General features: G+C 70.8%; 33 protein-coding genes. 22 read left to right on the forward strand and 11 right to left on the reverse strand.

Annotated elements, in window-relative coordinates; translation table 11 throughout:
- Nucleotides 1-27 precede the first annotated feature (27 nt).
- Together ACSHV8_RS50640 and ACSHV8_RS50645 are read right to left on the reverse strand one after the other, a co-directional pair.
- On the reverse strand, nucleotides 28-384 hold the full coding sequence (locus ACSHV8_RS50640) for a DUF6401 family natural product biosynthesis protein (RefSeq protein ID WP_436527699.1): 357 nt from the start codon (nucleotides 382-384) through the stop codon (nucleotides 28-30).
- Between the two features lie 284 nt (nucleotides 385-668).
- Nucleotides 669-830, reverse strand: coding sequence for a hypothetical protein (locus tag ACSHV8_RS50645; protein ID WP_436527700.1), 162 nt, complete (start codon nucleotides 828-830; stop codon nucleotides 669-671).
- 190 nt (nucleotides 831-1,020) lie between these two features.
- Here ACSHV8_RS50645 and ACSHV8_RS50650 point away from each other — a divergent pair, with 190 nt between their 5' ends.
- The gene (locus ACSHV8_RS50650; RefSeq protein WP_436527702.1) at nucleotides 1,021-1,761 is read left to right on the forward strand and encodes a hypothetical protein; all 741 of its coding nucleotides are present in this window, start codon (nucleotides 1,021-1,023) and stop codon (nucleotides 1,759-1,761) included.
- Between the two features lie 220 nt (nucleotides 1,762-1,981).
- Here ACSHV8_RS50650 and ACSHV8_RS50655 read toward each other — a convergent pair whose 3' ends face one another.
- Nucleotides 1,982-2,446: an SRPBCC family protein gene (locus ACSHV8_RS50655; protein WP_436527704.1), complete on the reverse strand. Its 465-nt coding sequence runs from the start codon at nucleotides 2,444-2,446 to the stop codon at nucleotides 1,982-1,984.
- A 98-nt stretch (nucleotides 2,447-2,544) separates the two neighbouring features.
- Here ACSHV8_RS50655 and ACSHV8_RS50660 point away from each other — a divergent pair, with 98 nt between their 5' ends.
- Nucleotides 2,545-4,134: a phytoene desaturase family protein gene (locus ACSHV8_RS50660; protein ID WP_436527706.1), complete on the forward strand. Its 1,590-nt coding sequence runs from the start codon at nucleotides 2,545-2,547 to the stop codon at nucleotides 4,132-4,134.
- Nucleotides 4,135-4,185: 51 nt separating this feature from the next.
- On the opposite strand, the gene ACSHV8_RS50665 is transcribed toward ACSHV8_RS50660, so the two are convergent.
- On the reverse strand, nucleotides 4,186-4,611 hold the full coding sequence (locus ACSHV8_RS50665) for an SRPBCC family protein (protein WP_436527707.1): 426 nt from the start codon (nucleotides 4,609-4,611) through the stop codon (nucleotides 4,186-4,188).
- Between the two features lie 170 nt (nucleotides 4,612-4,781).
- Here ACSHV8_RS50665 and ACSHV8_RS50670 point away from each other — a divergent pair, with 170 nt between their 5' ends.
- The 7 genes from ACSHV8_RS50670 (at nucleotide 4,782) to ACSHV8_RS50700 (ending at nucleotide 10,945) form a co-directional block, all read left to right on the forward strand.
- Entirely contained in the window at nucleotides 4,782-5,975 is a 1,194-nt protein-coding gene (locus ACSHV8_RS50670) for a glycosyltransferase (RefSeq protein WP_436527709.1), read from the forward strand.
- Nucleotides 5,976-6,060: 85 nt separating this feature from the next.
- Complete coding sequence (locus ACSHV8_RS50675) at nucleotides 6,061-6,963, forward strand: ABC transporter ATP-binding protein (protein ID WP_436527711.1); 903 nt, start codon at nucleotides 6,061-6,063, stop codon at nucleotides 6,961-6,963.
- 2 nt (nucleotides 6,964-6,965) lie between these two features.
- Nucleotides 6,966-7,706 carry an ABC transporter permease gene (locus ACSHV8_RS50680; RefSeq protein WP_436527713.1) on the forward strand — a complete coding sequence of 247 codons (741 nt, stop codon included), beginning with the start codon at nucleotides 6,966-6,968 and terminating at the stop codon, nucleotides 7,704-7,706.
- Nucleotides 7,707-7,736: 30 nt separating this feature from the next.
- Nucleotides 7,737-8,984, forward strand: coding sequence for a sensor histidine kinase (locus tag ACSHV8_RS50685; RefSeq protein WP_436527715.1), 1,248 nt, complete (start codon nucleotides 7,737-7,739; stop codon nucleotides 8,982-8,984).
- Nucleotides 8,981-9,613: a response regulator gene (locus ACSHV8_RS50690; RefSeq protein WP_436527717.1), complete on the forward strand. Its 633-nt coding sequence runs from the start codon at nucleotides 8,981-8,983 to the stop codon at nucleotides 9,611-9,613. Before ACSHV8_RS50685 ends, ACSHV8_RS50690 begins: the two co-directional genes overlap by 4 nt.
- A gap of 77 nt (nucleotides 9,614-9,690) precedes the next feature.
- Nucleotides 9,691-10,542: a helix-turn-helix domain-containing protein gene (locus ACSHV8_RS50695; RefSeq protein WP_436527719.1), complete on the forward strand. Its 852-nt coding sequence runs from the start codon at nucleotides 9,691-9,693 to the stop codon at nucleotides 10,540-10,542.
- Nucleotides 10,535-10,945, forward strand: a complete 411-nt coding sequence (locus tag ACSHV8_RS50700) for a VOC family protein (RefSeq protein ID WP_436527721.1) — start codon at nucleotides 10,535-10,537, stop codon at nucleotides 10,943-10,945. The genes ACSHV8_RS50695 and ACSHV8_RS50700 overlap by 8 nt, the downstream gene beginning before the upstream one ends.
- A gap of 126 nt (nucleotides 10,946-11,071) precedes the next feature.
- Here the strand turns inward: ACSHV8_RS50700 and ACSHV8_RS50705 are convergent, their stop codons facing one another.
- Nucleotides 11,072-11,575: a hypothetical protein gene (locus ACSHV8_RS50705; protein WP_436527723.1), complete on the reverse strand. Its 504-nt coding sequence runs from the start codon at nucleotides 11,573-11,575 to the stop codon at nucleotides 11,072-11,074.
- 402 nt (nucleotides 11,576-11,977) lie between these two features.
- Here ACSHV8_RS50705 and ACSHV8_RS50710 point away from each other — a divergent pair, with 402 nt between their 5' ends.
- From ACSHV8_RS50710 to ACSHV8_RS50720, 3 genes are read left to right on the forward strand one after another with little or no spacing between them, the layout of a single operon-like run.
- Nucleotides 11,978-12,718 carry an ATP-binding protein gene (locus ACSHV8_RS50710; protein WP_436527725.1) on the forward strand — a complete coding sequence of 247 codons (741 nt, stop codon included), beginning with the start codon at nucleotides 11,978-11,980 and terminating at the stop codon, nucleotides 12,716-12,718.
- A gap of 56 nt (nucleotides 12,719-12,774) precedes the next feature.
- Nucleotides 12,775-12,894, forward strand: coding sequence for a LuxR C-terminal-related transcriptional regulator (locus tag ACSHV8_RS50715; protein WP_436537350.1), 120 nt, complete (start codon nucleotides 12,775-12,777; stop codon nucleotides 12,892-12,894).
- 12 nt (nucleotides 12,895-12,906) lie between these two features.
- Nucleotides 12,907-13,575: an MBL fold metallo-hydrolase gene (locus ACSHV8_RS50720; RefSeq protein WP_436527727.1), complete on the forward strand. Its 669-nt coding sequence runs from the start codon at nucleotides 12,907-12,909 to the stop codon at nucleotides 13,573-13,575.
- On the opposite strand, the gene ACSHV8_RS50725 is transcribed toward ACSHV8_RS50720, so the two are convergent.
- Nucleotides 13,562-15,262 carry a RecQ family ATP-dependent DNA helicase gene (locus ACSHV8_RS50725; RefSeq protein ID WP_436527728.1) on the reverse strand — a complete coding sequence of 567 codons (1,701 nt, stop codon included), beginning with the start codon at nucleotides 15,260-15,262 and terminating at the stop codon, nucleotides 13,562-13,564. The two genes, ACSHV8_RS50720 and ACSHV8_RS50725, sit on opposite strands and share 14 nt — an antisense overlap.
- Before the next feature lie 18 nt (nucleotides 15,263-15,280).
- Complete coding sequence (locus ACSHV8_RS50730) at nucleotides 15,281-15,409, reverse strand: hypothetical protein (RefSeq protein WP_436527730.1); 129 nt, start codon at nucleotides 15,407-15,409, stop codon at nucleotides 15,281-15,283.
- 141 nt (nucleotides 15,410-15,550) lie between these two features.
- On the opposite strand from ACSHV8_RS50730, the gene ACSHV8_RS50735 reads away from it, so the two are divergent.
- A complete protein-coding gene (locus ACSHV8_RS50735) occupies nucleotides 15,551-17,080 on the forward strand; it encodes a glycoside hydrolase family 3 protein (RefSeq protein WP_436527732.1) in 1,530 nt (509 codons plus the stop codon).
- Between the two features lie 736 nt (nucleotides 17,081-17,816).
- Here the strand turns inward: ACSHV8_RS50735 and ACSHV8_RS50740 are convergent.
- Complete coding sequence (locus ACSHV8_RS50740) at nucleotides 17,817-18,104, reverse strand: GNAT family N-acetyltransferase (protein WP_436527733.1); 288 nt, start codon at nucleotides 18,102-18,104, stop codon at nucleotides 17,817-17,819.
- A 61-nt stretch (nucleotides 18,105-18,165) separates the two neighbouring features.
- On the opposite strand from ACSHV8_RS50740, the gene ACSHV8_RS50745 reads away from it, so the two are divergent.
- From ACSHV8_RS50745 to ACSHV8_RS50775, 7 genes are all read left to right on the forward strand, one after another.
- Nucleotides 18,166-18,474, forward strand: coding sequence for a hypothetical protein (locus tag ACSHV8_RS50745; protein WP_436527735.1), 309 nt, complete (start codon nucleotides 18,166-18,168; stop codon nucleotides 18,472-18,474).
- 43 nt (nucleotides 18,475-18,517) lie between these two features.
- Nucleotides 18,518-19,342: a DUF1206 domain-containing protein gene (locus ACSHV8_RS50750; RefSeq protein WP_436537352.1), complete on the forward strand. Its 825-nt coding sequence runs from the start codon at nucleotides 18,518-18,520 to the stop codon at nucleotides 19,340-19,342.
- Nucleotides 19,343-19,529: 187 nt separating this feature from the next.
- Complete coding sequence (locus ACSHV8_RS50755; RefSeq protein ID WP_436527737.1) at nucleotides 19,530-20,711, forward strand: mechanosensitive ion channel family protein; 1,182 nt, start codon at nucleotides 19,530-19,532, stop codon at nucleotides 20,709-20,711.
- Nucleotides 20,712-20,777: 66 nt separating this feature from the next.
- The gene (locus ACSHV8_RS50760; RefSeq protein ID WP_436527739.1) at nucleotides 20,778-21,209 is read left to right on the forward strand and encodes a phage holin family protein; all 432 of its coding nucleotides are present in this window, start codon (nucleotides 20,778-20,780) and stop codon (nucleotides 21,207-21,209) included.
- Nucleotides 21,206-21,625 carry a DUF3618 domain-containing protein gene (locus ACSHV8_RS50765; protein ID WP_436527741.1) on the forward strand — a complete coding sequence of 140 codons (420 nt, stop codon included), beginning with the start codon at nucleotides 21,206-21,208 and terminating at the stop codon, nucleotides 21,623-21,625. Before ACSHV8_RS50760 ends, ACSHV8_RS50765 begins: the two co-directional genes overlap by 4 nt.
- Entirely contained in the window at nucleotides 21,625-21,897 is a 273-nt protein-coding gene (locus ACSHV8_RS50770; protein WP_436527743.1) for a DUF4235 domain-containing protein, read from the forward strand. Before ACSHV8_RS50765 ends, ACSHV8_RS50770 begins: the two co-directional genes overlap by 1 nt.
- Before the next feature lie 345 nt (nucleotides 21,898-22,242).
- Nucleotides 22,243-22,446 (forward strand): cold-shock protein, encoded by a 204-nt coding sequence (locus ACSHV8_RS50775; RefSeq protein ID WP_011905669.1) that lies wholly within the window; start codon nucleotides 22,243-22,245, stop codon nucleotides 22,444-22,446.
- 225 nt (nucleotides 22,447-22,671) lie between these two features.
- Here the strand turns inward: ACSHV8_RS50775 and ACSHV8_RS50780 are convergent, their stop codons facing one another.
- Both ACSHV8_RS50780 and ACSHV8_RS50785 read right to left on the reverse strand, forming a co-directional pair.
- Nucleotides 22,672-22,920 (reverse strand): hypothetical protein, encoded by a 249-nt coding sequence (locus ACSHV8_RS50780; RefSeq protein WP_436527747.1) that lies wholly within the window; start codon nucleotides 22,918-22,920, stop codon nucleotides 22,672-22,674.
- Nucleotides 22,914-23,891 carry an aldo/keto reductase gene (locus ACSHV8_RS50785; protein WP_436527748.1) on the reverse strand — a complete coding sequence of 326 codons (978 nt, stop codon included), beginning with the start codon at nucleotides 23,889-23,891 and terminating at the stop codon, nucleotides 22,914-22,916. Before ACSHV8_RS50785 ends, ACSHV8_RS50780 begins: the two co-directional genes overlap by 7 nt.
- Before the next feature lie 72 nt (nucleotides 23,892-23,963).
- On the opposite strand from ACSHV8_RS50785, the gene ACSHV8_RS50790 reads away from it, so the two are divergent.
- Complete coding sequence (locus ACSHV8_RS50790; RefSeq protein WP_436527750.1) at nucleotides 23,964-24,701, forward strand: methyltransferase domain-containing protein; 738 nt, start codon at nucleotides 23,964-23,966, stop codon at nucleotides 24,699-24,701.
- A gap of 10 nt (nucleotides 24,702-24,711) precedes the next feature.
- Entirely contained in the window at nucleotides 24,712-25,725 is a 1,014-nt protein-coding gene (locus ACSHV8_RS50795; protein ID WP_436527752.1) for an adenosine deaminase, read from the forward strand.
- 89 nt (nucleotides 25,726-25,814) lie between these two features.
- Here the strand turns inward: ACSHV8_RS50795 and ACSHV8_RS50800 are convergent, their stop codons facing one another.
- A complete protein-coding gene (locus ACSHV8_RS50800) occupies nucleotides 25,815-25,961 on the reverse strand; it encodes a hypothetical protein (RefSeq protein WP_436527754.1) in 147 nt (48 codons plus the stop codon).
- Nucleotides 25,962-25,998: the final 37 nt, after the last annotated feature.

Genomic DNA, 25,998 nt, shown 5'->3' on the forward strand with positions numbered 1-25,998 from the left:
GGCGCAGTCGCGGGCGAGGGCGGGTCGTCAGCGGGGGGCGGGGAGGGTGCGGGCCAGTTCGCAGACGGCGAGGAGGCGGCGGAGTACCCAGTCGTTCTCGGTCCAGTCGATCTCGCCGTCCGGGGCGACCCAGCCGTGCTGGAAGGCGGCGTCGCGGACACCCTCGGCGTAGGCGGCGAGCAGGATCGGGGTCAGCGGGCGGGTGTCGGCGTTGAGGCTGTCGCGCACACCGGCGGCGTGCTGGTCGATCACCGACATCAGGCCGGGTGAGGACTGGGCGGCGGCGAGGCCGCTGACCCCGACGGCGGCGGTGAGGTCGGCGAGCGAGGCGTGCGCGGAGCGGAGGGCGGCGCGGGCGGCGGCGTTGCTGAACAGACCATTCATGAGGAGAAAAGTTAGAGACGCCAGGGTGACGAACGGTTTCTCGAACTGGTGCAGCTCGGTTGAAGCCGCGCCCGCCGAATCCCGCTTTCCGGTTCGCGCGAGGTCCGGGCTGGTCGTGGTCACTGACGCGGACATGGCGAGACCGTCGGAAGGGCGCTCCGGGCAGGGCGCGGCCAAGGTAGGACCGGCGGGGGCCACGCCGAGTGGGACCGGTGGAGGCCACGCCGGGTGGGACCGGTGCGGCCGCGCCGGTGGGGCGGTGAGCCGGGAGACCGGCTGAGGGACTACTCCGGGTAGTCGGCTGGCTCGGGGCGGCGACGCTGGGCGTCGTCGGCGATGATGACCGTCGCGACGACGAGAGCGACGACGACGGCGAAGAACCAGGAGGCGTCGTCGATGAGCTTGGCGGCCAGCGGGGCCTGGAAGGCGGCTAGGAAAAAGCCCACCCAAGCGAGGCGGCGCTGACGTTCAGACAGGAATCCGGCAGATCGCACCCGGAAATTCTGGCGCGATAAGTCCGGATCGCCGTCACCCGTTCGGCCGATTCTCCGTTGTCCGATGGTGCCCTCAGCCTTGCGTCCGAGCCGCTCAACAGCTGCCGTAATCGGCGCGTCTGCGCTGGTGGGAGCGGTTTTCATGGGTTTCCTGCGGCAATCCGCTCCGGTGACCGTGCCGGTACCGGCGGTGACCGAACAGGTTCAGTCCGGCGCGCTGCTGAAGCGGACCGGGGCCTGGCTCACCGTGACCGACCCGGCGAGCCGGGTCCAGGTGCGGACCGCGGCCCTGCCGGGGCTGCTCTACCGGGTGAGTTCGGCGTCCGACGCGGGGGTGGCGCCGGTGGTCACGCGGCGCGGCGGCCGGGTCGTGGTGCGCCTGCGGGCTACCGGGAGTGACGGTCTGGACGAGGTACGCATCGTGCTCAACCAGGACGTGCGCTGGGACATCCGGCTGCCCGCGGGGGCCGGCGAGCAGCAGCTGAACCTGCGGGGCGGGCGGGTCGGTCACGTCGAGCTGGGGACCTCGGGGCTGGCCGAGGTCTGGCTGCCGGAGCCGGCCGGCACCCTGCCGGTGACGTTCACCGGTGGGGTGGGCACCGCGATCCTGACCGCGGGCGGGGCTTCGGGCTGTGGCGGGATTCCGTGCCGGGCGCGACCGGCCGCCCCGTTCCGGCTGCGGCTGGATCGGGGTGCCGGGTCGGTGGTTACCCCGTGGACCATGAACAACGGGACGCCGGCGGGCGGGGTCCTCCAGGAGGACGGCTGGCGCCGGGCCGCCGATCGGTACGAGGTCCACGCGGCGGCCGGGATGGGAAGTGTGATCCTGCGCCGGAGCGGGCCGGTCCGGCCGCGAACACTGCTGCACTCAGCTCGGTCATGACGTTCGCGTACCCGTGTGGTGCCCGGCGAAACGGCCGGCGGCCCGCGCGAACGGGGTGAGCGGAAGAACCGGCGGGCGAACGGGGCGAGCGGAAGAACCGGCGCGCGAGCGGGTGAGGGGCGGGAACGGCGAGCGCGCCGCTCACGCCGTACGCGCAAATGGGGTTGATCGAAAAAAACGGCCGCCCCCGGAAGGGCGGCCGTCTCGACGGGGGCGGGGATCAGGCGCCGGGCCGGTCGACCTGGCCGCGCCAGCCGCCGGTGGTGATGCCGCCGCGGCTCTCGATGAACTCCTTGAAGCGGTGCAGGTCGCCCTTGACGCGGCGGTCGACCAGGCCGAGCTTGTCGCCGGCGGTCTCCATGAAGCCCTGCGGGTCGAAGTCGAGCTGGACGGTGACGCGGGTGTGCGTGTCGTCGAGGCGGTGGAAGGTGACCACACCGGCCTGCTTCTCGCCCTCGGTGGCGGTCCAGGCGACGCGCTCGTCCGGGAGCTGCTCGGTGATCTCGGCGTCGAACTCGCGCTCGATGCCGGCGATCCTGGTCTTCCAATGCGTATGGGTGTCGTCCAGCTGCTGGATCTCCTCCACGCCCTCCATGAAGCGCGGGAACTCCTCGAACTGGGTCCACTGGTCGTAGCAGGTACGGACCGGGACGTTGACGTCAACGAACTCGGTGACCGTGCTCACGCGGTTCCTCCTTCATCTGCGTACGGGAACGTCACTTCCCCTTCCATGATTAACTCGTGCCCTCGTCGTCGGCGGCCAAACGTGGCTAACGTGCGAATGTGGACACGGTTGATGCGGTGATCGTCGGTGCCGGGCACAACGGATTGGTCGCGGCGAATCTGCTGGCCGACGCCGGCTGGTCGGTGCGAGTGCTGGAGGCGACGGGCGATCCGGGCGGGGCGGTGCGCTCCGGCGAGATCACCGCGCCCGGATACCTGTCGGACCTGTTCAGCGCGTTCTACCCGCTCGGGTACGCCTCGCCGGTGCTGCGGGAGCTGGGGCTCGATCGGTTCGGGCTGACCTGGACCCACGCGCCGAACGTTTTCAGTCACCTGCTGCCGGACGGGCGGGCCGCGACGGTCAGCCGCGACCTGCAGCGAACGATGACGTCGATGGAGAGGTTCGCGCCCGGCGACGGGCAGCGATGGCTTTCCGCGTACGAGGACTGGGCCGCCGTCTCGGGCCGCATGCTGGAGACGATCCTGCGCCCGTTCCCGCCCGTCCGCGCCGGGCTGGGGCTGTTGCGGCAGCTCGGGACCGGTGAGGCGCTGCGGCTGGCGCGACGGCTGGTGCTCTCCGCGCGGGAGCTGGGGTCCGAGCTGTTCCAGGGCGAGGGGGCCCGGGCGCTGATCGCCGGATGTGCGCTGCACACCGACCTGTCGCCGGAGGAGGCGGGCGGCGGGGTGTACGGCTGGCTGCTGACCATGATCGGTCAGGAGCTCGGCTGGCCGGTGCCGGTCGGCGGGGCCGGGCAGCTCACCGCGGCGCTGGTGGAGCGACTCCGGGCGCGGGGCGGGGAGATCGTCTACCGGGCCCCGGTGAGCCGGATCCTGGTGGCTCGCGGCCGGGCGATGGGCGTGCGGACCGCGGACGGGCGCGACTGGCGGGCCCGGCGCGCGGTGATCGCCGACGTGCCCGCCCCCGCGCTGTTCCTGGACCTGGTGGCGCCGGGCTGGCTGCCCGGGCGGATGCTGGAGGACCTCGCGCACTTCCGCTGGGACGGGGCGACCGTGAAGGTGGACTGGGCCGTCGGCGGGCCCATCCCGTGGCGGAACGCCGAGGTCGGCACGGCCGGAACGGTGCACCTCGGCGCGGACATGAACGGGCTGACGCGGTACTCGGCGAAACTGGCCACCGGCGAGGTGCCGGAGGATCCGTTCCTGCTGCTCGGGCAGATGACGACGGCCGATCCGACCCGGTCGCCGGAGGGGACCGAGAGCGCCTGGGCGTACACGCATCTTCCGCACCGGCCGGACTGGGCCGCCGACGAGATCGCGGCCCACGTGGAGCGGATCGAGGCGGTCGTCGAGGAGCAGGCCCCCGGATTCCGCCGGCTGATCGTCGGCCGGAACGTGTTCGCGCCCGGTGACCTGCAGCGGGAGAACCCGTCCCTGGTCGGCGGCGCCGTCGGCGGGGGGACGTCGGCGGCGTTCCAGCAGCTGTTCTTCCGGCCGATCCCGGGGCTGGGGCGGGCCGACACCCCGGTCGACCGGTTGTATCTGGGCAGCTCGGCGGCGCATCCGGGCGGCGGGGTGCACGGGGCGCCGGGGGCGAATGCGGCACGGGCGGCGCTGGCCCGGGACCGTGGTCTGGTCGGCGGGGCGTATCGGCTGGCGGTGAGCGGGGCGCAGCGGGCCGTCTACCGGTGATCGGCTCACGACGTACCCCATCGGGGGTTTGATCTGCAGTGAATGCCGGCGTCAGCGGTGGCCCTCGGCGATGTCGGCCAGGCGGCGGAGGGCCTCGACGTTGCGCTGGTGCAGCACCAGGTCGTTGATCTTGTTGCGGGCCCACATCAGCGGGCCGGACTCGAAGTCCTCCCGCATGATCACCCGGGTGCCGCCGGCCTCGGGTTCCAGCCGGATGTCGACGATCGCCTCGCCCAGCGGCCACAACCCGGCCCTGATCTTGATTTCGCGGTCCTGGACGCACTCCAGCACGGTCGAGGAGTCGTGCAGCGAGAGCGGCCACGGGCCGGCCTTGTGATGCAGGCGCGAGCCCGGGCTCGGCCAGGACGCCTCGACGTCGCGGATGTGCGAGGTGCCGACCACCCAGTCGCTGTACGACCAGCCGTCGGAGAGGACGGCGAAGACACGTTCGGGCGGGGCCTGGACGGAGCGGGTCACGGTAGCCACACGATCGCAATACCCTGCGCTTTCGTGTCGTAACGGTTTGTCGCCGACGGCTGAGCGGTAACCAGGGGTGTCCGGCCTGCCACGATGTTTACGCTGGGGGCAGCCGGGCAACGAAACACGCCGTTGTCCCATTGTTCTTTCACATCGTCTGAGGAGACCCCGTGCGGATTGCGATGATCTCCGAGCACGCCAGCCCGCTCGGTGTGGGTGACCAGCACGCCCACGTCGCCGACCTGTCCAAGGCGCTCGCCGATCTCGGGCACGAGGTGCGGGTCTACACCCGCCGGACCGATCCCGGTCAGGCCGACGTGGTTCCCGTCGCGGACGGTGTGCGAGTCATTCACATCGCGGCCGGCCCGGCCCGCCCGGTGCCGCCCGAGGAGCTTCTGCCGCACATGGCGGAGTTCGCCCGTCTGCTCGGCGAGCTGTGGCAGCGCGACGGCTGGACACCGGACGTGGCGCACGCCCACTTCTGGACCAGCGGCCTGGCCGCGGTGACCGCCGCCAAGCAGATCGACATCCCGGTCGTGCAGTCCTTCCACGAGATCGGCACGCTCGGGCCGAGCACCGCCGGCCCGTCCCGCACCGGTTACGAGCGGGCGCTCGGCCGCGCCGTCGACCGGGTCGTCGCCCAGACCCAGGACGAGCTGCAGGGCCTGGTCCGGATCGGGGTGCCGCGGGCGCAGCTGACCGTCGTCCCGGCCGGCGTGGACAGCGAACGGTTCAGCCCGGAGGGCCCGATGGCCCCGCGCGACCCCGATCGCACGCGCATCCTCTCGGTCGGCAAACTCGTCGAGCACAAGGGGTACGGCGACGTCATCCAGGCCATGCGGTACGTGCCCGGCGCCGAGGTGGTCGTCGTCGGCGGCCCGCCGGCCGACCAGCTCCGGGCCGACCCGGGCGCCCGGTCGCTGCGCGCGCTGGCCGAGAAGTTCCAGGTCGCCGACCGGTTCCGGCTGATCGGCGCGGTGCCGCACCGGGACATGCCGAGCTGGTACCGCTCGGCCGACCTCCTGGTCGCCGCGCCCTGGGAGGAACAGTTCGAACGTTCCGCGCTGGAGGCGATGGCCTGCGGCGTGCCGGTGATCGGCACCGCGGTCGGCGGCCTGACCGAGACCGTGGTCGACGGCCTGACCGGTGACCTGGTGCCGGCCCGCGATCCCCGGGCGCTCGGCGGCGCGGTCCGCCGGCTGATCAACGACAAGGTGCGGCGGTTCACGTACGCGACGGCGGCGCTCGACCGGGCCCGCCAGGCGTACTCCTGGAAGCGGGTCGCCGCGCAGGTCGGCTCGGTCTACGCGGCGGTGACCGGTCTGCGCCGCCCGGCCGAGGCGGAACCGGAAGCGGTCGCGTAGTACTCCTCCATCCACCGACCGGTGGATGGAGGAGTTCGCTCGCCGGTCGATTCGGGCACCCCGGTCGATCCGTGACGCTGGGTGCATGGCAGTCATCGAAGTCAGCAACCTCAGCAAGCGCTACGGGGAGACCGTCGCCGTGCGCGACGTGTCGCTCGCCGTCGAGGCCGGCGAGATCTTCGGCATCCTGGGCCCCAACGGCGCCGGCAAGTCCACCACGGTCGAGTGCGTCGCGGGCCTGCGGACACCGGACGGCGGCGACATCACGGTCCTCGGCCGGCCGCCGCGGGACCCCTCGCTGCGCACCGAGGTCGGCGTGCAGCTCCAGGAGTCGCAGCTTCAGGAGAAGCTGACCGTCCGGGAGGCGCTCGACCTCTACAGCACCTTCTACCCGGACCCGGCCGACTGGCGGACGCTCGCCGGGGAGCTCGGGCTCGCCGAGAAGCTGCGGACCCCGTACGGGAAATTGTCCGGGGGTCAGAAACAGCGACTCTCGATCGCCCTGGCACTGATCGGGAACCCGCGCATCGCCGTCCTGGACGAGCTGACCACCGGGCTGGACCCGGCGGCCCGCCGCGACACCTGGGACCTGATCGAGTCGGTCCGGGACCGCGGGGTCACGGTCGTGCTGGTCACCCACTTCATGGAGGAGGCCGAGCGGCTCTGCGACCGGCTCGCGGTGATCGACAAGGGTTCCGTCGTCGCGCTGGACACGCCGGCCGGGCTGGTCGAGCGGGCCGCGGCCGAGCAGACGATCCGCTTCCGGCCGTCCCAGCCGCTGGACGACGCGCTGCTCACGGTGCTTCCCGAGGTGCGTGAGGTGCGCCGCACGGGCAGCCGCGTCGAGGTGGTCGGCACCGGCAACCTGCTGGCCGCGGTGAGCACGGTGCTGGCCGTCCACCAGATCGTCGCCAACGACCTGCGCCTGGAACAGGCCAGCCTCGACGACGCCTTCGTCCGCCTGACCGCCCACACCGACGGGGAGTGACCATGAACGTCTTCGCCAAGCTCACCCGTACCGAGATCAAGCTCTTCCTCCGGGAGCCGGTCGGCGCCTTCTTCTCCCTGCTCTTCCCGACGATCCTGGTCGTGATCCTGGGCAGCATCCCCATCTTCCGGGACCCGTCGCCGCAGCTGAACGGCCTGCGCACGATCGACGTCTACGTCGGCATCGCGGTCGCCCTGACCCTGGCCATGATCGGTCTGCAGGTGCTGCCGATGGTGATCGCCACCTATCGCGAACGGGGTGTGCTGCGGCGCATCGCCACCACGCCGGTCCGGCCGATCACCCTGCTCGCCGCCCAGATGACCGCCTCGATCCTGATCGCCGTGGTGTCCTCGGCGCTCTGCATCGCGGTCGGCTACCTCGCCTACGACGTGCGGCTCGCCGGCAACTTCCCCGGATTCGTCCTGGCCTTCCTGCTCTGCGCGCTCGGCGTGTTCGCGATCGGCCTGTTCGTCGCCGCCCTGGTCCCCACCGGCAAGGCCGGCAACGCCGTCGGGACCCTGCTGTTCTTCCCGTCGATGTTCTTCGCCGGGCTGTGGACGCCGCGCGAGTTCATGCCCGGCTGGGTGCAGCGGATCGGTGACTTCACGCCGATGGGCGCCGGGGAACGGGCCCTGCACGACGCGATGAGCGGGGCCTGGCCGAACGGGCTCTCCGCGGTCGTCCTGCTCGGCTACCTGGTCGTCTTCGGGCTCGGGGCCGCGCGTTTCTTCCGCTGGAGCTGACAGACTGGATCGGACGAAGGGGGAGCGTCGATGGAAGACAGCATCCGGACCGAGTGGAACACGCAGCGACTCACCTCGGTCTCGTTCGCCCTGCTGGCCGCCGCGACCCTGCTGGCCTGGATCGCCCAGGACTCCGGGCTGAACCAGGAAGCGATGCCGACCACCCTGATCGTGGCCGCGCTCAGCATGCTCTGGGTCCTGGCGTTCCGTCTCCTGCCGATCAGGTTCTACCAGCGGTGGCCGACGGCCGTGCTCTTCGCATTCCTGATCCTGCTGAGCGCGGCCCTGGTCTGGTGCAGCCCGCTCTACGGATTCTTCGTCTGGACCGGCTACCTCTACACGGTCTACGCGATGGCCGGCCGGTGGCAGGTGGTCGGCGCCGCGTTCGTCGCGGTGACCACCGCGGCCTCCCAGTCCGGCGGCTGGGTGATCCTGCAGAGCCGGGGCGGGATCATCCTGTTCGGTGTCCTGTTCCTGCTCAACGCCGGAATCTCGGCCACCATGACGGTGCTGGAGGGCCGCAAGATGCGCACCGCCGAACATCGCAACCAGACGATCGACGAACTCGCCCAGGCCAACGCGAAGCTGGAAGAAGCGCTCAAGGAGAACGCCGGCCTGCACGCCCAGCTCCTCGCCCAGGCCCACGAGGCCGGCGTGCTCGACGAACGGCAACGCATGGCCGGCGAGATCCACGACGTGCTCGCCCAGGGCCTGACCGGCATCGTCACCCAGCTCGAAGCCGCCGAAGGACACCCGGAAGAACGCGAACGGCACCTGACCACCGCGAAACGCCTGGCCCGGGAAAGCCTGGCCGAGGCCCGCCGGTCGGTCCAGGCGCTGCGCCCGCAACAGCTCGACGGCGCCGAACTGCCGGCCGCGCTGGGCGAGGTGGTCGAGACCTGGTCCGGTCGGCACGGGGTCCGGGCCGACCTGATCACCACCGGCACGGCGCTGCGACTGCTTCCCGAGATCGAGACCACCCTTTTGCGTACGGCCCAGGAAGCCCTGGCCAACGTGGCCCGGCACGCCAACGCGGGACGGGTCGGACTGACCCTCTCCTACATGGAGGACATGGTGACCCTGGACGTGCGCGACGACGGCGACGGCTTCGAACCCGAACAGCCCCGCGAGCTCACCGCCAGCGGCGGATTCGGGCTGAGCGCGATGCGGGAACGGCTGGCCCGGATCGCCGGAACTCTCGCCGTCGAGTCCGAACCGGGCGGCGGGACCGCGCTGTCGGCCTGCGTACCGGCCATCGTGATCGGCGGCGTGGCGTGATCGGGCTGCTCATCGTCGACGACCACCCCGTGGTGCGGGACGGGCTGCGGGGGATGTTCGCCGGGGACGAACGGTTCACCGTGCTCGGCGAGGCCGGCGACGGGCGGGAGGCGCTGGCCGTGGCCGCCGCGGTGAACCCCGACGTGATCCTGATGGACCTGCGGATGCCGGTGATGGACGGGGTCAGCACGATCCGGTCGCTCAAGGAGAGCGGATCGGCGGCCCGGGTGCTGGTGCTGACCACGTACGACACCGACAGCGACGTACTGCCGGCGATCCGGGCCGGAGCGACCGGATACCTGCTCAAGGACGCGCCGCGCGAGGAATTGTTCCGTGCCGTGGTGGCCGCCGACCGGGGCGAGTCCGTGCTGTCGCCGTCGGTGGCCGGGCGGCTGATGGGCCGGCTGCGGGCGCCGGCGCCGGACAAGGAACCGCTCAGCCAGCGCGAGCTGGAGGTGCTGACGTTGATCGCGCGGGGCTGCAGCAATCGCGAGACGGCCGGGAAGCTGTTCATCAGCGAAGCGACGGTGAAGACGCACCTTTTGCACGCTTACGCCAAATTGGGGGTACGGGATCGGGCCGCGGCCGTGGCAACGGCCTTCGAGCGAGGGTTGCTCGGCCGGGATTGAGCGCTCGGCGGGGCTTGACTCGGCCCCTGGGGCGGAGTGCAGCCTTGGTAGTGGACGGGCCGGAGGAGGCGATTCCCGTGGTGGTGAACGACTATGCGCAGGCCGGACCGGCTCCGGGGCTGCGCGGGCACGTCGCGTTCTACTCCGGATATCGGCAACACGGGCTGTCACCGGGGCGACATCGGGGGCTGCCCTCGCCGTACCTGACGTTGATCTTCACGATGGACGAGCCGCTGGTGATCACCGAGCATCCGGATCGGCGGCAGGCCCCCGGTTCGTACGATGCGCTGCTCGGCGGGCTGCACCGGCAGCCGGCGATGATCACGCACGACGGGAGCCAGTCGGGGGTGCAGGTGGCGCTGCATCCGCTGGGGTGCCGGGAACTGCTCGGGCTGCCCGCGGCCGAGCTGGCCGATCTCGACGTGGACCCGGCGGCGGTTCTCGGGGAGAGGCTCGTGGCCCAGATGCGGGAGAGATTGTGCGCGGCGCCGGACTGGCCGGCGCGGTTCGCGGTTCTGGACGAGGTGCTGGGCCGTCGGCTGTTCACAGCGGGCGACCGCGGCGGGGCGGGGCTGGAACGGATTGCTCACGTGTGGGGTGGGCTGCGCCGTGGGGACACGCCGGTTGCCGCACTGGCCGGGGAGGTCGGCTGGAGCGCGCGGCACCTCACCGACCGTTTCCGGGCCGAGGTGGGGCTCCGGCCGAAAGAAGCGGCGCGGATCGCCCGGTTCGACCGGGCCCGCCGGGCGCTGCGACCCGGAGTGCGGCTGGCCGACCTCGCCGCCGAGCAGGGCTACGCCGACCAGTCCCACCTGGTGCGGGACTTTCAGGCGTTCGCCGGGTGCGCGCCGTCCCGGTGGCTGGCCGACGAGTTCGGTTTCGTCCAAGCGGCCGCGGCGGCCCACGACGACGATGAGGTGCATGACTGATCAGAAGACACCACCGGCCCCGCAGGTGTGGCCCTCGCTGCGGGCCGACGACGCTCGCACGCTGATCCGCTTCCTGGTGGAGGCGTTCGGGTTCGAGGAGAGGGTCACCTACGGCGAGGGGGAGCGGGTTGACCACTGCGAGATGGCCTGGCCGCCGGGCGGCGGGATCATGCTCGGCTCGACCCGGGATCCGGCCGGCGATCCGTTCGCGCTGCCGCCGGGCACCTTCGGGGCGTACGTGGTGACCGACGAGATCGACAAGCTGTTCGAGCGGGCCCGGGCGGCCGGGGCGGAGGTGGTGAAGGAGCCGTTCGAGACGGATTACGGGTCGCGTGACTTCGCCGTTCGGGACCCGGAGGGGAACCTTTGGGCCTTCGGTACCTATCGCGGCGCCCCGCGCTGACCCTTGTCGTCGTGCTGCCGTGCTGCTGCGGTTTTCTGTGGGGTGGTCGGCTGGGGTGGGCCTGGGTCCGGGCTGGTGCCGGCGGCGGTAGCCCGGGGCCGTGGGGCCCCGGGCCGGGCCGTGTCGTCAGGCGGCCAGGGCGCTGGCCAGGTGGTCGCGGAACGAGCGTTCGTCCTCGGTGACGGCCTCGCCGCCGATGCCGAGGAGACCGCCGGTAGAGGCGGCGCCGACGACCGCGTCGGCGACCTCCAGCAGCCAGTGGCGGTAGGTCTCGGCGTCCGCGACCGAGGACTTGGACGACAGGAGGGTGGCGGCCTCGGCCGCACGACCCAGGACATCCTTGGCGTAGGCGGCGGGGTCGGCGGGTTCGATGACCGGCGGCTCCTCGCCCAGTTCGGGGTCGCCCGCCTCGGCCACCGCGGCCGTGGCCACAGCCGTGACCAGGGTGCTGGCCGAGGCGCGGGCGTCGGAGATGCGGCCCAGGCCGGCCGCGCTCTCGGCCCGGGTCTTGCGGGCGCTGTCATGGGTTGCGGCACTCGCCGCTGTGAGCACCGCGTGCGGAAGGCCGACCAGCAGCCCCCATTCGGCGTCGGTGAAGCCCAGCTGGGCGTAGAGCGGTTCGTCCGTCACTCGGGGTTTCCTTTCGCTTCCGTCGGCGGCCGACAGCGCATTCTTACGCACCACGGTGCCGGAGCCGTTCTCACCACCCCTCTACCCGATCATGTCGTTGCTCACCCCAGCCCCTGTGTTAAGTCGCTGTTGCCGTCCCGCCAACCCCGTGGCGACCCCGTGGCGATCCGCAAGCATGGCCCGATCGAGTGACGGACGCCGGCGCCCGACGCCGCCCGACGCCGCCCGCGCCGCGCCACGCGCCCTGCGCCGGGCCGCCCACGTCGCGGCGCCCACACCGGGCCGCCCACGCTGCGTCGCGCACGGCCCCCGCTTTGTGCACGAACTCCATCAGCCTGTTCTCATCCATGCATCCGTTCTACGGTCGGGCCGTTCCGGCCGAATCCGTGTCGGCTACCTACCTTGACGAGCGGATCCACCTACTTCCGCACCTGGACTCCGCGCATGGCGCTGCTGGAGCGCGACCACGAGCTCGCCGAGCTGGCCTCCGCGGCCCGCGCGGCACTGGCCGGGCGCGGCTCGGTCGTGCTGGTGACCGGCGAGGCCGGGATCGGCAAGTCCAGTGTGGTCGAGGCGGCCCGGTCGGTGCTGCCGGCCGAGGGGCGGCTGCTCACCGGCTGGTGTGACGATCTGGCCACGCCCCGGGTGCTGGGCCCGCTGCGCGATCTGACCGGCCGCGTCGGCACGGCGCTGACCGGGGCGCTGGCCGCCGGTGACCGGGGTGCGGTGCTGGAGGCGTTCCGGGCCGAGCTGGACCGGCTGGGTCACCCCACGGTCCTGGTGATCGAGGACGTGCACTGGGCCGACGAGGCCACACTCGACGTTCTGCTTTTTCTCGTACGGCGGATCGCCGCCCTCCCGGCCGTGCTCGTGCTGACGTACCGCGACGACGAGGTGGCTCGGCTTCCTGCGCTACCTGCACGTCGCCCGCGGACGCCTGCACCTGGCCCGCTCGGAGTGGGCCGACGCCGAGCGCGAGGCCGGTTGGGCGCTCGGCGCACCGCCCGACATGCGCTGCCCGGCCCTGGTCGTGCAGGGCCTGGCCCGGGTGCGGACCGGCCGGCCGGGCGGCGACGAACTGCTGGCCGAGGCCTGGGAGACCGCGCTGCGGATCGGCGAGGCGCGACAATCCGGCCGGGCTGACCGGTCGTCAGCTGGAGGTCCTGCGCCTGCTCGCCGCCGGCCGGAGCAACCCGCAGATCGCCGCCGAGCTGGTCCTGTCCGTCCGGACCGTGGACGCGCACGTCGCCGCGGTCCTGGCCAAGCTCGGCGTCCGCACCCGCCGGGACGCCGTCGCCCGGTACCGGGACGGGGCTTGAGAGGATGTCCGCGTGCAGGAAGTGGTCGACGGAGTCTTCGAGCTCCGCCTCGGAGTGGTAAACGTCCATCTGGTCGTCACCGACGACGGCGTGGTCCTGGTCGACACCGGCCTGCCCGGCCAGGCCGCGGTCATCGAGCGTTCGCTGCGCCCCCTCGGCCGGTTGCGGGCGATCCTGCTCAGCCACCACCACCCGGACCACGCCGGCAGCGCGGCCGCCCTGCGTGAACGCACCGGCGCCCGGCTGATCGCGCACGCCGCCGAGGCGCCGTACCTGACCGGTCACTTCGAGGCGGCCGAACCGGAGGGCCGCCTGCGCAAGTTCCTCTTCCGCCGGCTGGCCAAGGTCGAACCGACCAAGATCGACCAGCTGGCCGGGGACGGGGCCGAGCCGATCCCCGGGTTCACGGTCGTGCACACGCCGGGGCACACCCGCGGCCACCTGTCGTTCCTGCTCGACCGGGCCGGCGGTGTGTTGTTCACCGGGGACGCCGCCGCCACCGGCAAGGACGGCAGCCTGGCCGGGCTCGACCCGCGCACGATCGCCGACCCGGAGCGGGCCGCCGAGAGCCTGACCCGCCTGGCCGAACACGACTTCGACCACGCCGTCTTCGGCCACGGCCGGCCCATCTCCGGTGGCGCCGCCGCCCGTTTCCGCGAGGCGGCGATCACTCCGGAGTGATCGGCTTCCGGCCGTTCCTCGCCCAGCCGGCCCGCTTCGCCGGCGTCGGCTTCTCGATGGTCAGCAACTGCTGCTGGACCACCACGGGGACGGAGAGAGTCTTGTAACCGACCGTGTCGAAGAGCACGGTCATCTTCTCCTCCTCGTAGCCCATCACCATCCCGGTTCCCCACTCCCCGTGGACAACCTTGCTGTGGACGGCGAACGGGCCTTCCTCCTCGACCGCGTTGACCTCTTCCGCGCTCCCGTCGGCGCAGTTGTCGCAGTGCCCGCACATCCGCCGGATCTCCTCGCCGAAGTACGCGAGCAGCGTCTCCGTGCGGCACTGCCGGCTCTCGGCGAAGCCGCGCATCATGTCGGTGCGCGACTTGATCACGGCCTGCTGCCGTTCGAACTCGGCGACGGCGGCCTGGGCGGCGGCCGCCGGGAGCGGTGCGCCGGCCGGGACGACCAACTTACTGCCTTTTCCCGTACGGACGGCTCCGGCCTGTTCGAGCAGCGCCAGGTACTGCCCGATCCGGCGGGGCCCGACGCCCGTCTCCTTCTGCAGCGCGGTCTTGGTGGTCGGTCCCTTGTGCAGCGCCCCGGCGAGTTCCCGCAGTTCGTCCTCGTCCGGCCCGCCGCCGTTGAAGAAGCGCTGGATCGCCTCGTCCTCGGCCCGCCACAGCAGCAGCACGCGGCCGGGTGCGCCGTCCCGCCCGGCGCGGCCGATCTCCTGGAAGTAGCTGTCCGGCGAGTCGGGCAGCGCCATGTGGGCGACCCAGCGGATGTTCGCCTTGTCGATGCCCATGCCGAACGCCGACGTGGCCACCATGATGTCGACCTTGTCGGCGATGAAGTCCTCGTGCCGCTGCTCGCGCAGGCCGCCGGCCATCCCGCCGTGGTAGTACTCGGCCGGATATCCGGCGTCGGTCAGTTTGGAGGCCAGTTCCTCGGCCGCGCGCCGGGTCGCGACGTAGACGATGCCCGGCCGCTGCCCCTCGTCGAGCATCGTGGTCAGCCGTCGCCACCGGTACGCCTCGTCCGGGCAGTAGGTCACCTCGAGGAACAGGTTCTTGCGGTCCAGCCCGGACACGTGGATCTCGGGGTCGCGCAGCTGGAGCCGGTTGATGATGTCCTCGCGGACCGGCGGCGAGGCGGTCGCGGTCAGGGCCAGCACCGGCGGGCGGCCCAGCTGATTGATCATGTCGCCGAGGGCCAGGAAGTCCGGCCGGAAGTCCGGGCCCCAGGCCGAGATGCAGTGCGCCTCGTCGATCGCGACCAGGCCCGGCTTGAGCGCCTTGACCTCGGCCAGCCGTTCCGGGTTGGCCAGCTGCTCGGGGGTGATGAACAGGAACTCGGCCTTGCCCGCGCGCAGCTCGGCGATCGCCTCCTGCTGCTCGCGCGGGGTCTCGGCCGAGCTGACCCGGACCGCACGGATCTTCGGGTCGTCGCGCTCGTTGAGCGCGGCGATCTGGTCCTGTTGGAGGGCGAGGAGGGGGGAGACGACCACGGTCGGGCCGGGGAGCAGCACGGCCGGGATCTGATAGATGGCGGACTTGCCGGCGCCGGTCGGAAGCACGACGAGCGCGTCCTTGCGGCGCAGCACGGCGCGCATCGGTTTGAACTGGCCGGGGCGCAGGGACGGCCATCCGAAGTGGGTGCGGGCCACCTTGCGCAGGCGGGGGCCGTAGATCGGGAGTCTCATCGGGGCGCCTGGATACCCCTATTTCCCGCCGAACATGCGGCGGATCGCCCAGAGCAGGAAGAGAAGGCCGAGCGCGACGCCGAGCAGCTTGACGGCGTGGACCTCGGACCAGTCGACGGTGGCTTCCGCGAGGGGGGTGGGCGGCACGCCGCCACTCTATCGGGTATCGGCCACAGCTAATAGAAAGGTTTGTTGACTAATGACGGTGAGTGGTGTGACCATTGGTCCCCGAACGGGGAGAGAACGTTCACATAGACGTTCGTATATGCATTTGGGGGTACGGGGGCCATGACGAAGCACGGCGATCTGCCGGAACTTGCCAGCACGGTTCTCCAACCGGGATTCGTCGGAACCACCGCGCCCGACTGGATCCTCCGGCGCCTGGCCGAAGGCCTCGGCGGAGTCGCGCTCTTCGCCCGCAACGTCGAAACACCGGCCCAGGTCGCCGCGCTCACCGCCCAACTGCGGGCCGAACGCCCCGACGTGATCGTGGCCATCGACGAAGAAGCCGGCGACGTCACCCGCTTCGAGTCCCGGCTCGGCAGCTCCCGCCCCGGCAACCTGGCCCTCGGCGCCATCGACGACCCGCTGCTGACCGAAGCCGTCGCCCGCGACCTCGGCTGCGAACTGGCCGCGGCCGGCATCACCCTCGACTACGCCCCCGACGCCGACGTCAACAACAACCCCGACAACCCCGTCATCGGCGTACGGGCATTCGGCGCCGAACCGCTCCTCGTGGCGCGACACACCGCCGCGTTCGTGCGCGGCCTCCAGACGTTCGGCGTCGCCGCCTGCGCCAAACACTTCCCCGGCCACGGCGACACCGCGGTCGACTCCCACCACGACGTACCGCTGATCGACCGCACCGCCGACGAACTGGCCGCCAACGAACTGGTCCCGTTCCGCTCGGCCATCGCCGCCGGCGCCAAAGTCGTGATGACCGGCCACCTGCTCGTCCCCGCCTACGACGACGAACTCCCGGCCACCCTCAGCCGGCGCATCCTCACCGGACTGCTCCGCGAAGAACTCGGCTTCGACGGCCTGATCGTCACCGACGGCATCGAGATGCAGGGTGTACGCCGCCGCTACGGACTCGCCGGCGCCACCGTCCGCGCACTCGCCGCCGGCGTCGACGCGATCTGCGTCGGCGGCGACCACGCCGACGAGGAAACCGCGCTCCGGCTCCGCGACGCCATCGTCGCCGCCGTCCTCTCCGGCGAACTGCCCGAAGCCCGGCTGCGCGACGCCGTCGCGCGCGTGCGTGCGCTCGGGGCGTGGACCACCCGTACGCAAAAAGAAGCCGGAGTGATCCGCGGACCGCAACCCGCGTCGGAGATCGGCTTCACCGCCGCCCGGCGGGCCGTCCGCGTCACCCGCGCCGAGAACGGCCCGGAACTGCCGATCGCCGGTGTCCCGCACGTCGTCGAATTCGCCCCGCCGCGCAACATCGCCATCGGTGAGGAAACCCCGTGGGGAATCGGTGCGCCGCTCGCCTCCCTGCTGCCCGGCACCACCGCGATCCGCCTCACCGCCGACGACCTGTCCAACCTGGCCGACCCGGCAAGCCTCGTCCTGGCCGGTGCCGCCGGCCGCCCGCTGGTCCTGGTCGTCCGCGACGTGCACCGGCACCGCTGGATCGCCGACACCCTGGCCGGCGTCCTGGAAGCCCGCCCCGACGCGATCGTCGTCGAGATGGGCATCCCGGAGAAGATCCTCGGCGGCGTCCACATCGCCACGTTCGGCGCCACCCGCGCCTGCGGCCAGGCCGCCGCCGAACTCATCGCCGGCGCCAACATCCCCCAGCCAGTACCCGCCTGACCCACCCCGCCCGCCCACCTGCCGCACCCACCAGACGACAAGCCGCGCACCCCGCCGCACCCCGTCAGCCGCGCACCCCGCCGCACCCGTCAGCCGCGCGCTCGCCGCACCCGCCAGGCGTGTACCCGCAGCACCCGCCGGACCCGTCGGTCGCGAACTCGCCGGACCCGCCAGCCGCGGGTTCGCCTGTCCGGCTGCTCCGGCGCCGAACGCCGCACCCAGTCTCCGGATACAGCACTCAGCGCCAGCCGCATGCCTCCAGCTGGTGCTGAGTGCTGTATCCGGGGCCGTATGCGACCGTGAGCGCCAGCTGCACGCGTCCAGCTGGCGCTGAGTGCTGTGTTCGGGGCCGTATGCGACCGTGAGCGCCAGCTGCACGCGTCCAGCTGGCGCTGAGTGCTGTGTTCGGGGCCGTATGCGACCGTGAGCGCCAGCTGCACGCGTCCAGCTGGCGCTGAGTGCTGTGTTCGGGGCCGTATGCGACCGTGAGCGCCAGCTGCACGCGTCCAGCTGGTGCTGAGTGCTGTATCGGGGGCCGGATCCGACCCTGAACGCCAGCCGGCCGCGCTCAGCTGGTCCTCATGGCTGGGCCGCGGCCGCGGTAGCACATCTCAACGCCCGCCCGCCGGTTATCCACACTGGCGGGTTGTCCACAGGCCCCGGCATGATCTTGGGAATCCGCGGGACAATGTCCTTGGGTCGCCCCCCAGGGCGGGTGGGGGCCGTCGAGTTGGGGTTAGTGGGCTACTAAGTCGGCATACTCCGGGTGTTCGCTGATGTAGTGGGCGAAGAACGGACAAGCCGGCACAATCTTCTGCCCCCGCTCCCGCAACTGCTCCAGCGTCTGCCGGGCCAACTCTCCGGCCAGCCCTTTCCCCCGCATGTCCGGATGTGTCTCGGTGTGCAGCACGACGACCACATCTTCGCCCCGCATCCGATAGGTGGCCAGCGCTCCCACTTCCCCTTCCACCGCCAGCTCGAACCGGTGCGCCGCAACGTTGTCGTGGACCTGGTGGTCGCTCACGGGCCCTCCTCAGGGATCGATCCACAGCTTAGGGTGGCTCTCGCCCCGTACCGTGAAACGGGTGTTGATCTCAAGATTTTTTGTTTCTCTGGTGCTCGGTGCGGCGCTGCTGTCGGGTTGCAGCAGTGACGGTGTCAACTGCGGGGTCGATCAGTGCACGGTGACGATTCAGCGGGAGACGAATGCCAGTGTCGAGGTTCTCGGTGTCGAGGCCGAGTTCGTCAGTGCCGACGACAGTTCGGTCACGCTTCAGGTGGCGGGGCAGAATGTCACGTTGACCAAGGGCCAGCAGGCGGTGGAGGTGGCCGGTCTGCAGTTGTCGTTGGAGAGTGTGACGCCGAGCGCGATCCAGGTGCAGGTGTCACGTTGACGTCCGGAGTTTGACGATCGCCGCGTCCGGTCACATTGGGGGCATGTCCTCGACTGCCTCGAACGTCAAATACCACGCGTCCCGCGCGGCGGACAGCAAGCCTCTGGAGTATTTGGCCCGGGGCGGCTTCGTCGGTTACGGCATCATCCATCTGCTTTTCGCCTGGATCGCGCTGCAGGTCGCCTTCGGCGGCTCGGGCAAGGAGAGCGATCAGTCCGGTGCCTTGCAGGAGTTGGCCGGTAAGCCTTACGGCAAGACCCTGCTGGTCATCATCGTGGTGGGCTTGTTCGCGATGGCGATCTGGCAGCTTTTCGAGGCGATCGTCGGGGAGAGCGGCGAGCAGACGAAGGGTGCGATCGCCGAGCGGGTCATGTCCGGCATCCGCGCGATTCTCTACGTCTATCTGGGCTGGGTCGCGATCAAGGTGGTCCAGGGCGCGAACGCGTCGATGGGCGACAATTCGGAGAGCAAGTCGGCCGGTCTGATGCATTCGACCGGCGGCCGCTGGCTTGTCGGTCTGGCCGGTGTGGTGGTGCTCGGTGTGGGTGTCGGGATTTTCGTCTACGGCCTGTTGAAGAAGTTCACCAAGCACTTGAACACGCAGGAGATGCCGCTGCGCACCCGCAAGCCGATCGTCCGGCTGGGCATGGCCGGCTACATGGCCAAGGGTGTCGCGTACACGATTTCCGGCATTCTGTTCGTCACCGCCGCGGTGACCTATGACGCGGACAAGGCGCGCGGCCTCGATGCCGCTCTGAAGACTCTCGCCGGGCATCCGTGGGGTGTCTGGCTGCTGGCTTTGATCGCGGTCGGCATCGCCGCGTTCGGCGTCTACTGCTTCGCCCAGTCCCGCTATCGCAAGATCTAGATTCAAAAGACGATTTGCGCGTACGGCCATGGCGGCCCCGATGTCACGAGGATCGGTGAGATCTGACTGACTTCGGGGCCGCGCTGGTGTGAGCTGTATCCGACATCCGCCTTTGGGGTGTGTGCCGGTGGCCGGATCGGGCAAGTTGGTGCGCTGGCACAGCATCCGATCGTGGAGAGGAAAGTACGTGTCCAGCGTTCTGACTGCCGTGCTCGGTGTGACAGTGGCCGCCGGTGCGGCCATCGTGATCGTCGAGGCGTCGCACTGGGTGATGATGCGGGTGGGTCGCCGATCCGTTCTCGCCGCCGATCTGGCGAAGACCATGCACAAACCGTTTCTGGTGACCCTGACTCTGATCGCGGTCCAGCAGGCGATCCGCGTCTATGGCGGGGAGTTCCCGGGCCGCGCCGGTGTCGTGCACGCGCTCGTCCTGGGTTGTATTGCCGCGTTCGCCTGGCTGGTGGCCGCGCTGCTGCTGGTGTGCGAGGACATGGCTCTGGCCCGGTGGAGCACCGACGTGCCGGACAATCTGCGCCGCCGCCGGATCAAGACTCAGGTGGTGATGCTGCGGCGGGTCACCGTGGCGACGATCGTGATCCTCACGGCCGGGGTCATGTTGATGACGTTCCCGGGGATCCGGGCGCTCGGCGCCAGCGTGCTCGCCTCGGCCGGTCTGGTGTCGGTGATCGCCGCGCTGGCCGCGCAGAGCACGCTCGGCAATGTGTTCGCCGGGATCCAGCTCGCGTTCAGCGACGCGATCCGGGTGGACGACGTGGTCGTGGTGGAGAGCGAGTGGGGCCGGATCGAGGAGATCACCCTGACCTACATCGCCGTGCAGATCTGGGATGACCGGCGACTGATCCTGCCCACGTCGTACTTCACCACCAAGCCGTTCCAGAACTGGACCCGCAACACGTCGGCGGTGCTCGGCACGGCCGAGGTGGATGTGGACTGGTCGACGCCGATCGAGCCGTTGCGGGCCGAGCTGCGCCGGGTCTGCGAGGGTTCGGAGTTGTGGGACCAGCGGGTCTGCGTGCTGCAGGTGACCGAGGCGACCGGCGGGATGATAAGGCTGCGGGCCCTGGTCAGCGCGGCCGACGCGGGCGCGTTGTGGGATCTGCGTTGCCTGGTCCGGGAGCGCCTGGTCGGCTGGATGTGGGCGAATCAGCGTGGCGCGCTGCCCCGGATGCGCACCCAGCTCGACGAGTCGGACGACGGGGTGGCGCCGGTGCGGCAGTCTCGTAGGGACGCGTCCCCGGACGCGCGGGTGTTCAGCGGCGGCGACGACGGTGAAGCCCGGGGCGCGGCGTTCGGCGGCGTGGACGGACACGTGCCGTCGCCCGGCGACCCGGTCCCGACCGGGCGGTGACGCGTCCGGAAGGATTGAGTGACAGGTGATCAGGGCATACACCGGACACAGCGAAAGGGGGACACGATGGCCGATGTGCTCAACGGCAAGGCCCGGCCGTTGTCCGATCAATCCACCGCGGAACTGGTTCAGCGCGCCAGTGAACAGCTGAGCAAGCTGGTTCGGGACGAGCTGACGCTGGCCAAGGCGGAACTGGCGGAGAAGGGCAAACACGCGGGTATCGGGGTCGGTCTGTTCAGCGGCGCCGGCGTGCTCGCGATGTACGGTGTCGGTGCCTCGATCGCGACCGCGATCATCGCGTTGAGCCTGGTCTGGCCGCTCTGGCTGGCCAGCCTGGTCATCACCGTGGCGATCTTCCTGGTGGCGGGTGTGCTGGCGCTGATCGGCCGATCGCAGATCCGCCGCGCTGTCCCGCCCGAGCCGAAGGCCGCGATCGAGGGCTTGAAGGCCGATGTCGACGAGGTCAAGCAGGCGGTCAAGGAGCGAGGCCGGGCATGAGCGAGAGCAACGGAACGACGAACGGGAAGCCGGATCTGGTGGCGTTGCGCGCCGAGATCAAGCAGACCCGGGCTGATCTGGGGGAGACGGTGCAGGCGCTGGCCGCCAAGGCGGACGTGAAGGCGCGGGCCCGGGAGCAGGTCGCGCAGACCCGGCAGCGGCTGCTGGAGCAGGCCTCGGTCGCCACCGGGCGGCTGCGGGACGCGGCCGGTCACGCCGGGGCGAGTGTGAAGGACGCGGCCGGGCACGCCGGCGCGAGTGTCAGGGACGTGGCCGGCCAGTCGGCCGCCGTGTCCGGGGACGCCGCGCACGAGGTGGGTGTGCGGGTGCGGAACAACCAGTTGCCGGTGGTGCTGATCGCGGCCGGTCTGGCCGCGGTGGTCGGCGTGATCCTGATCGTGCGGGGGCGGCGCTGATGGCGCGGATTCTGGAGAAGGTCGCGTTGAAACCGGTCAACGTGGCGCTCGGCATCGCCGCCGGTGCGGTCGCCGGCATGCTCTTCAAGCAGGTGTGGAAGCTGGCCGCCGGGGAGGACGACGCACCCGACGCCGGCGACGAGGATCGCGGCTGGGGTGAGGTGCTCGCCGCGGCGGCCCTGCAGGGTGCGATCTTCGCGGTGGTGAAGGCGGCCGTCCATCGCGGCGGCGCGATCGGCACCAAACGTGTGACCGGTCGCTGGCCTGACTAGATCATCACCGGTATAGACAGGAGTCTTGACGGCTCCCCACTTCGTAAGCATGAAGTGGGGAGCCTTTTCCATATCTGCCACGCTTTATTGGATTCTTACGAGGGGCAGCTTTGCGGGCTGTTTTTCGGGTACAGTGTGGCCAGTTTTTGCGTACGTGGTTCGCTGCTTCCGCCAGGCGGCGCGACACCGGCCCGATCCCGGGAGGGCCACAGGTGTCGCAAAGCCGAACGGAGGGGACGTCCTCTGAAAGGGCCGCCTCGCGGCGCCGCTGCTCGAAAACGGTCATCGGCCCCGCGCTCCGCTGCCGCGTAGGGTGGGCCGGCATTTTCAGAAGGAGAGTTCAGCATGGCGCAAGGAACCGTGAAGTGGTTCAACGCAGACAAGGGCTTCGGCTTCATCACCGTCGACGGCGGGGGTGCTGACGTGTTCGTCCACTTCTCGGCCATCCAGACGAGCGGCTACCGCACTCTGGAGGAGAACCAGCGGGTGGAGTTCGAGATCGCCCAGGGCCAGAAGGGCCCGCAGGCGGAGCAGGTTCGCCCGCTCTGAGACCAATCCGCCGGTCGCGAGGCCGGCATGCCGGCCGCCTGGCGGAGGCCGGCCTGACCGTGGCCCCGCACCCTCGCCGAGGTTGCGGGGCCTCTTTTGTACGGCCCATTGTTCGAACCGCATTTTCGACAATTTATTGACGGCCCGGTTACGTGCGGCGCCCGCCTACCCAGAGGCGGTCGTCCGAGCGCGACCGGGTCGTCGCTTTTGTTGCGTTCTTGCTGGTCAGACCGCCGGCTTGCCGCTGGTGCGACGGCGCATCCCGATCACGATCAGCGCCAGGCCGACCCCGGCCACCCCGCCGCCGACCGCGGCCCAGACCGGCTGATTGCTCATCAGCTCGTTCTCGAACACGTTCAGGCCCTGCAGGGTCCACACCGCGCCCAGCACGATGCCGAGCAGACCGAGTGACATGGTCAGCCAGCCACGCAACCGGGTGGGGTCGGCCGGTGCGTCGGTTTCATTGTTCACCATTTGTCGTGCACCTGGGGGCGAATCAGCTCATCGTAGACCGCGGCGATCTTTTCCAGAGTTTCCGGCGAAAGCGGTGCCAGATCGGCCGCGTGCGCGTTTGCGCGCGCTTGCTCGGGATTACGCGCACCCGGGATCACGACGGTGACGGCCGGCTGTTCGACGATCCAGCGTAGTGCGAATTGCGCCATCGTCGCGCCATCCGGAACGAGTGGCCGCAGCCGGCGAACTGCTTCCAATCCGGTAGAGAAGTCGACTCCGGAGAACGTTTCACCGACGTCGAACGACTCGCCGTGACGGTTGTAGTTGCGGTGGTCGTCAGCGGAGAACGTGGTGTTCTCGTCATAGCGCCCGGAGAGCAGACCGCTGGCGAGCGGAACCCGCGCGATGATGCCGACCCCGGCCTCGGCGGCGGCCGGCAGCACCCGCTCCAGCGGCTTGAGCCGGAACGCGTTCAGGATGATCTGGACACTGGCGACGCCTGGGCGGGCGATGGCGGCGAGCGCCTCGTCGACCTTCTCGACGCTCACGCCGTACGCCGCAATGCGTTTTTCCTGAACGAGGGTGTCGAGGGAGTCGAAGACCTCGTCGCTGTGGAACACCGGCGTGGGCGGGCAGTGCAGCTGGACCAGATCGAGGGTGTCGACCCCGAGGTTGGTGCGGGAGCGGTCGGTCCAGGCGCGGAAGTTGTCGATCGAGTAGTTCTCCGGCTCCTGCGGGAGGCGGCGGCCCATCTTGGTGGCGACCGTGAGGGCGGGCTTGTCCTTCACGAACGAGCCGACGATCTGCTCGCTGCGGCCGTCGCCGTAGACGTCGGCGGTGTCGATGAAGGTGACCCCGGCGTCGACCGCGGCCTGGAGGGTGGCGTGCGCGTCGGCCTCGCTGACCTCGCCCCAGTCGGCGCCGAGCTGCCACGCACCGAGGCCGATCACCGACGCGTCGCGGCCCATCCGTCGAAAGCTTCGTTTTTCCACGTGGAGACCCTACCGCCAAGCTGATATCGTTTTCGCAAAACGTACGTACGGTTTGCAGCCTTGGAGGGTGTCATGTGGGACCCGACCGTGTACCGGCGTTTCGGCAACGAGCGCTCCCGTCCGTTCTTCGACCTCACCGCCCGGATCGGCGCCACCGCACCGCGGGCCGTGACCGACCTGGGCTGCGGCTCCGGCGAACTCACCCGCACCCTGGCCGAACGCTGGCCGCAGGCCCGGGTGACCGGCATCGACTCCTCGCCCGAGATGATCGCCAAGGCCGGCGACGGGGACTTCCGGGTCGGTGACATCGCCGGCTGGCACCCGGATCCGGACACCGACGTGATCGTCACCAACGCGGCGTTGCAGTGGGTGCCCGGGCATCAGGACATGCTCGTACGGTGGGTGGCCGCGCTGCCCGCCGGCGCCTGGCTGGCCATGCAGGTCCCGGGGAACTTCGACGCCCCCTCGCACCGGCTGCTGCGCGAGGTGGCCGGGGAGTTCGGCGTCGGTCACGTGCTGCGCGAGTCCCCGGTGGACGACCCGGCCGACTACGCCGCGCTGCTGGCCGGTGCCGACGTGGACGCCTGGGAGACGACCTATCTGCATCTGCTGCCGGCGGACGGGCCGGACCACCCGGTGCTGCGCTGGATGGAGGGCACCGCGCTGCGGCCGGTGCGGGCCGCGCTGGACGAGCCGGGCTGGGCGAAGTTCCGGGCTGAGCTGGGCGGACGCCTCGCCGGGGCGTACCCGGCCGGACACCGCCGCGTGGCGTTCCCGTTCCGCCGTATCTTCGTGGTGGCTTCTATCTGAGGAGATGTTCTTGAGCGACCTGACCTCGTTCATCGCCGGCCTGCCCAAGGCCGAACTGCATGTGCACCACGTGGGGTCGGCCTCCCCGCGGATCGTGGCCGAGCTGGCCGCCCGGCACGAGGGCAGCTCGCCGGTGCCGGCCGACCCGGACCTGCTCGCCAAGTACTTCGAGTTCCGCGACTTCGCGCACTTCATCGAGATCTACCTGAGCGTGGTCGACCTGATCCGGGACGCCGAGGACGTGCGGCTGCTCACCTACGAGATCGGGCGGGAGCTGAGCCGGCAGCGGGTGCGGTACGCGGAGCTGACCGTCACGCCGTACTCCAGCGTCCGCCGTGGCATCCCGGCGCCGGCGTTCTGCGAGGCCATCGAGGACGCGCGCACCGGGGCCCGCCGCGACTTCGGGGTGGACCTGGCCTGGTGCTTCGACATCCCCGGCGAGGCGGGGCTGCCGGCGGCCGAGGAGACGCTCCGGATCGCACTGGAGGAACGGCCCGACGGGCTGATCAGTTTCGGACTCGGCGGGCCGGAGATCGGGGTGCCGCGGCCGCAGTTCAAGCCGTGGTTCGACCAGGCCCGCGCGGCCGGGCTGCACAGCGTGCCGCACGCCGGGGAGACCACCGGGCCGGAGACGATCTGGGACGCGATCCGCTCCCTGGGAGCCGAGCGGATCGGACACGGGATCGCCGCCGCGCAGGACGAGCAGCTGATGGCCTACCTGGCCGAGCACCAGATCCCGCTCGAAGTGTGCCCGACCTCCAACCTGCGCACCCGGGCCGTGGCCGACCTGGCCGAACACCCGATCGGGAAGCTGGTCGCGGCCGGGGTGCCGCTGAGCATCAACTCCGACGACCCGCCGATGTTCGGGACGAGCCTGGAGCAGGAGTACGCGGTCGCCGCCGACCTCCTGAACCTGGACGCGGCCGGGGTCGCGGAACTGGCCCGTGACGCCGTCCGCCACAGCTTCCTCTCCGCCCCCGGCAAGTCCGCCCTGCTCGCCGAGATCGACACCTACACCGCCTGACCTCAGGCACACCCGACACACCCCGCGCGGCCGGCCAGTTGGTCGTGCCGGGTGTGTCTGAGGTAGCGCTGAGCGCCGGCGGCGGCCGGTTACGGGTAGAGCGGGTCCTGCCAGAAGAAGAGCATGACCAGGGTGCCGACGGTGAGGATGGCCGCCCAGCGGATCAGCCGGCGCCGGTTGAAGCGCGCCGGCGGCTCCTCCTCGTCGGTCTCCAGGTGGCTCAGCACGTCGCGCATCGCTTCTCTCCTGTCGTTCCGCCGGTTCTCGCCGACC

It is taken from the genome of Actinoplanes sp. HUAS TT8 (assembly GCF_051380535.1).
Classification (GTDB): Bacteria; Actinomycetota; Actinomycetes; order Mycobacteriales; family Micromonosporaceae; genus Actinoplanes.

Bases quoted from the DNA above. Each gene is read 5' to 3' on its own strand.
- ACSHV8_RS50640 (WP_436527699.1), bottom strand. From the start codon at position 384: ATGAATGGTCTGTTCAGCAACGCCGCCGCCCGCGCCGCCCTCCGCTCC.
- ACSHV8_RS50650 (WP_436527702.1), top strand. From the start codon at position 1,021: ATGGGTTTCCTGCGGCAATCCGCTCCGGTGACCGTGCCGGTACCGGCG.
- ACSHV8_RS50675 (WP_436527711.1), top strand. From the start codon at position 6,061: ATGGCAGTCATCGAAGTCAGCAACCTCAGCAAGCGCTACGGGGAGACC.
- ACSHV8_RS50680 (WP_436527713.1), top strand. From the start codon at position 6,966: ATGAACGTCTTCGCCAAGCTCACCCGTACCGAGATCAAGCTCTTCCTC.
- ACSHV8_RS50685 (WP_436527715.1), top strand. From the start codon at position 7,737: ATGGAAGACAGCATCCGGACCGAGTGGAACACGCAGCGACTCACCTCG.
- ACSHV8_RS50700 (WP_436527721.1), top strand. From the start codon at position 10,535: ATGACTGATCAGAAGACACCACCGGCCCCGCAGGTGTGGCCCTCGCTG.
- ACSHV8_RS50725 (WP_436527728.1), bottom strand. From the start codon at position 15,262: ATGAGACTCCCGATCTACGGCCCCCGCCTGCGCAAGGTGGCCCGCACC.
- ACSHV8_RS50735 (WP_436527732.1), top strand. From the start codon at position 15,551: ATGACGAAGCACGGCGATCTGCCGGAACTTGCCAGCACGGTTCTCCAA.
- ACSHV8_RS50750 (WP_436537352.1), top strand. From the start codon at position 18,518: ATGTCCTCGACTGCCTCGAACGTCAAATACCACGCGTCCCGCGCGGCG.
- ACSHV8_RS50760 (WP_436527739.1), top strand. From the start codon at position 20,778: ATGGCCGATGTGCTCAACGGCAAGGCCCGGCCGTTGTCCGATCAATCC.
- ACSHV8_RS50765 (WP_436527741.1), top strand. From the start codon at position 21,206: ATGAGCGAGAGCAACGGAACGACGAACGGGAAGCCGGATCTGGTGGCG.
- ACSHV8_RS50770 (WP_436527743.1), top strand. From the start codon at position 21,625: ATGGCGCGGATTCTGGAGAAGGTCGCGTTGAAACCGGTCAACGTGGCG.
- ACSHV8_RS50775 (WP_011905669.1), top strand. From the start codon at position 22,243: ATGGCGCAAGGAACCGTGAAGTGGTTCAACGCAGACAAGGGCTTCGGC.
- ACSHV8_RS50780 (WP_436527747.1), bottom strand. From the start codon at position 22,920: ATGGTGAACAATGAAACCGACGCACCGGCCGACCCCACCCGGTTGCGT.
- ACSHV8_RS50790 (WP_436527750.1), top strand. From the start codon at position 23,964: ATGTGGGACCCGACCGTGTACCGGCGTTTCGGCAACGAGCGCTCCCGT.
- ACSHV8_RS50800 (WP_436527754.1), bottom strand. From the start codon at position 25,961: ATGCGCGACGTGCTGAGCCACCTGGAGACCGACGAGGAGGAGCCGCCG.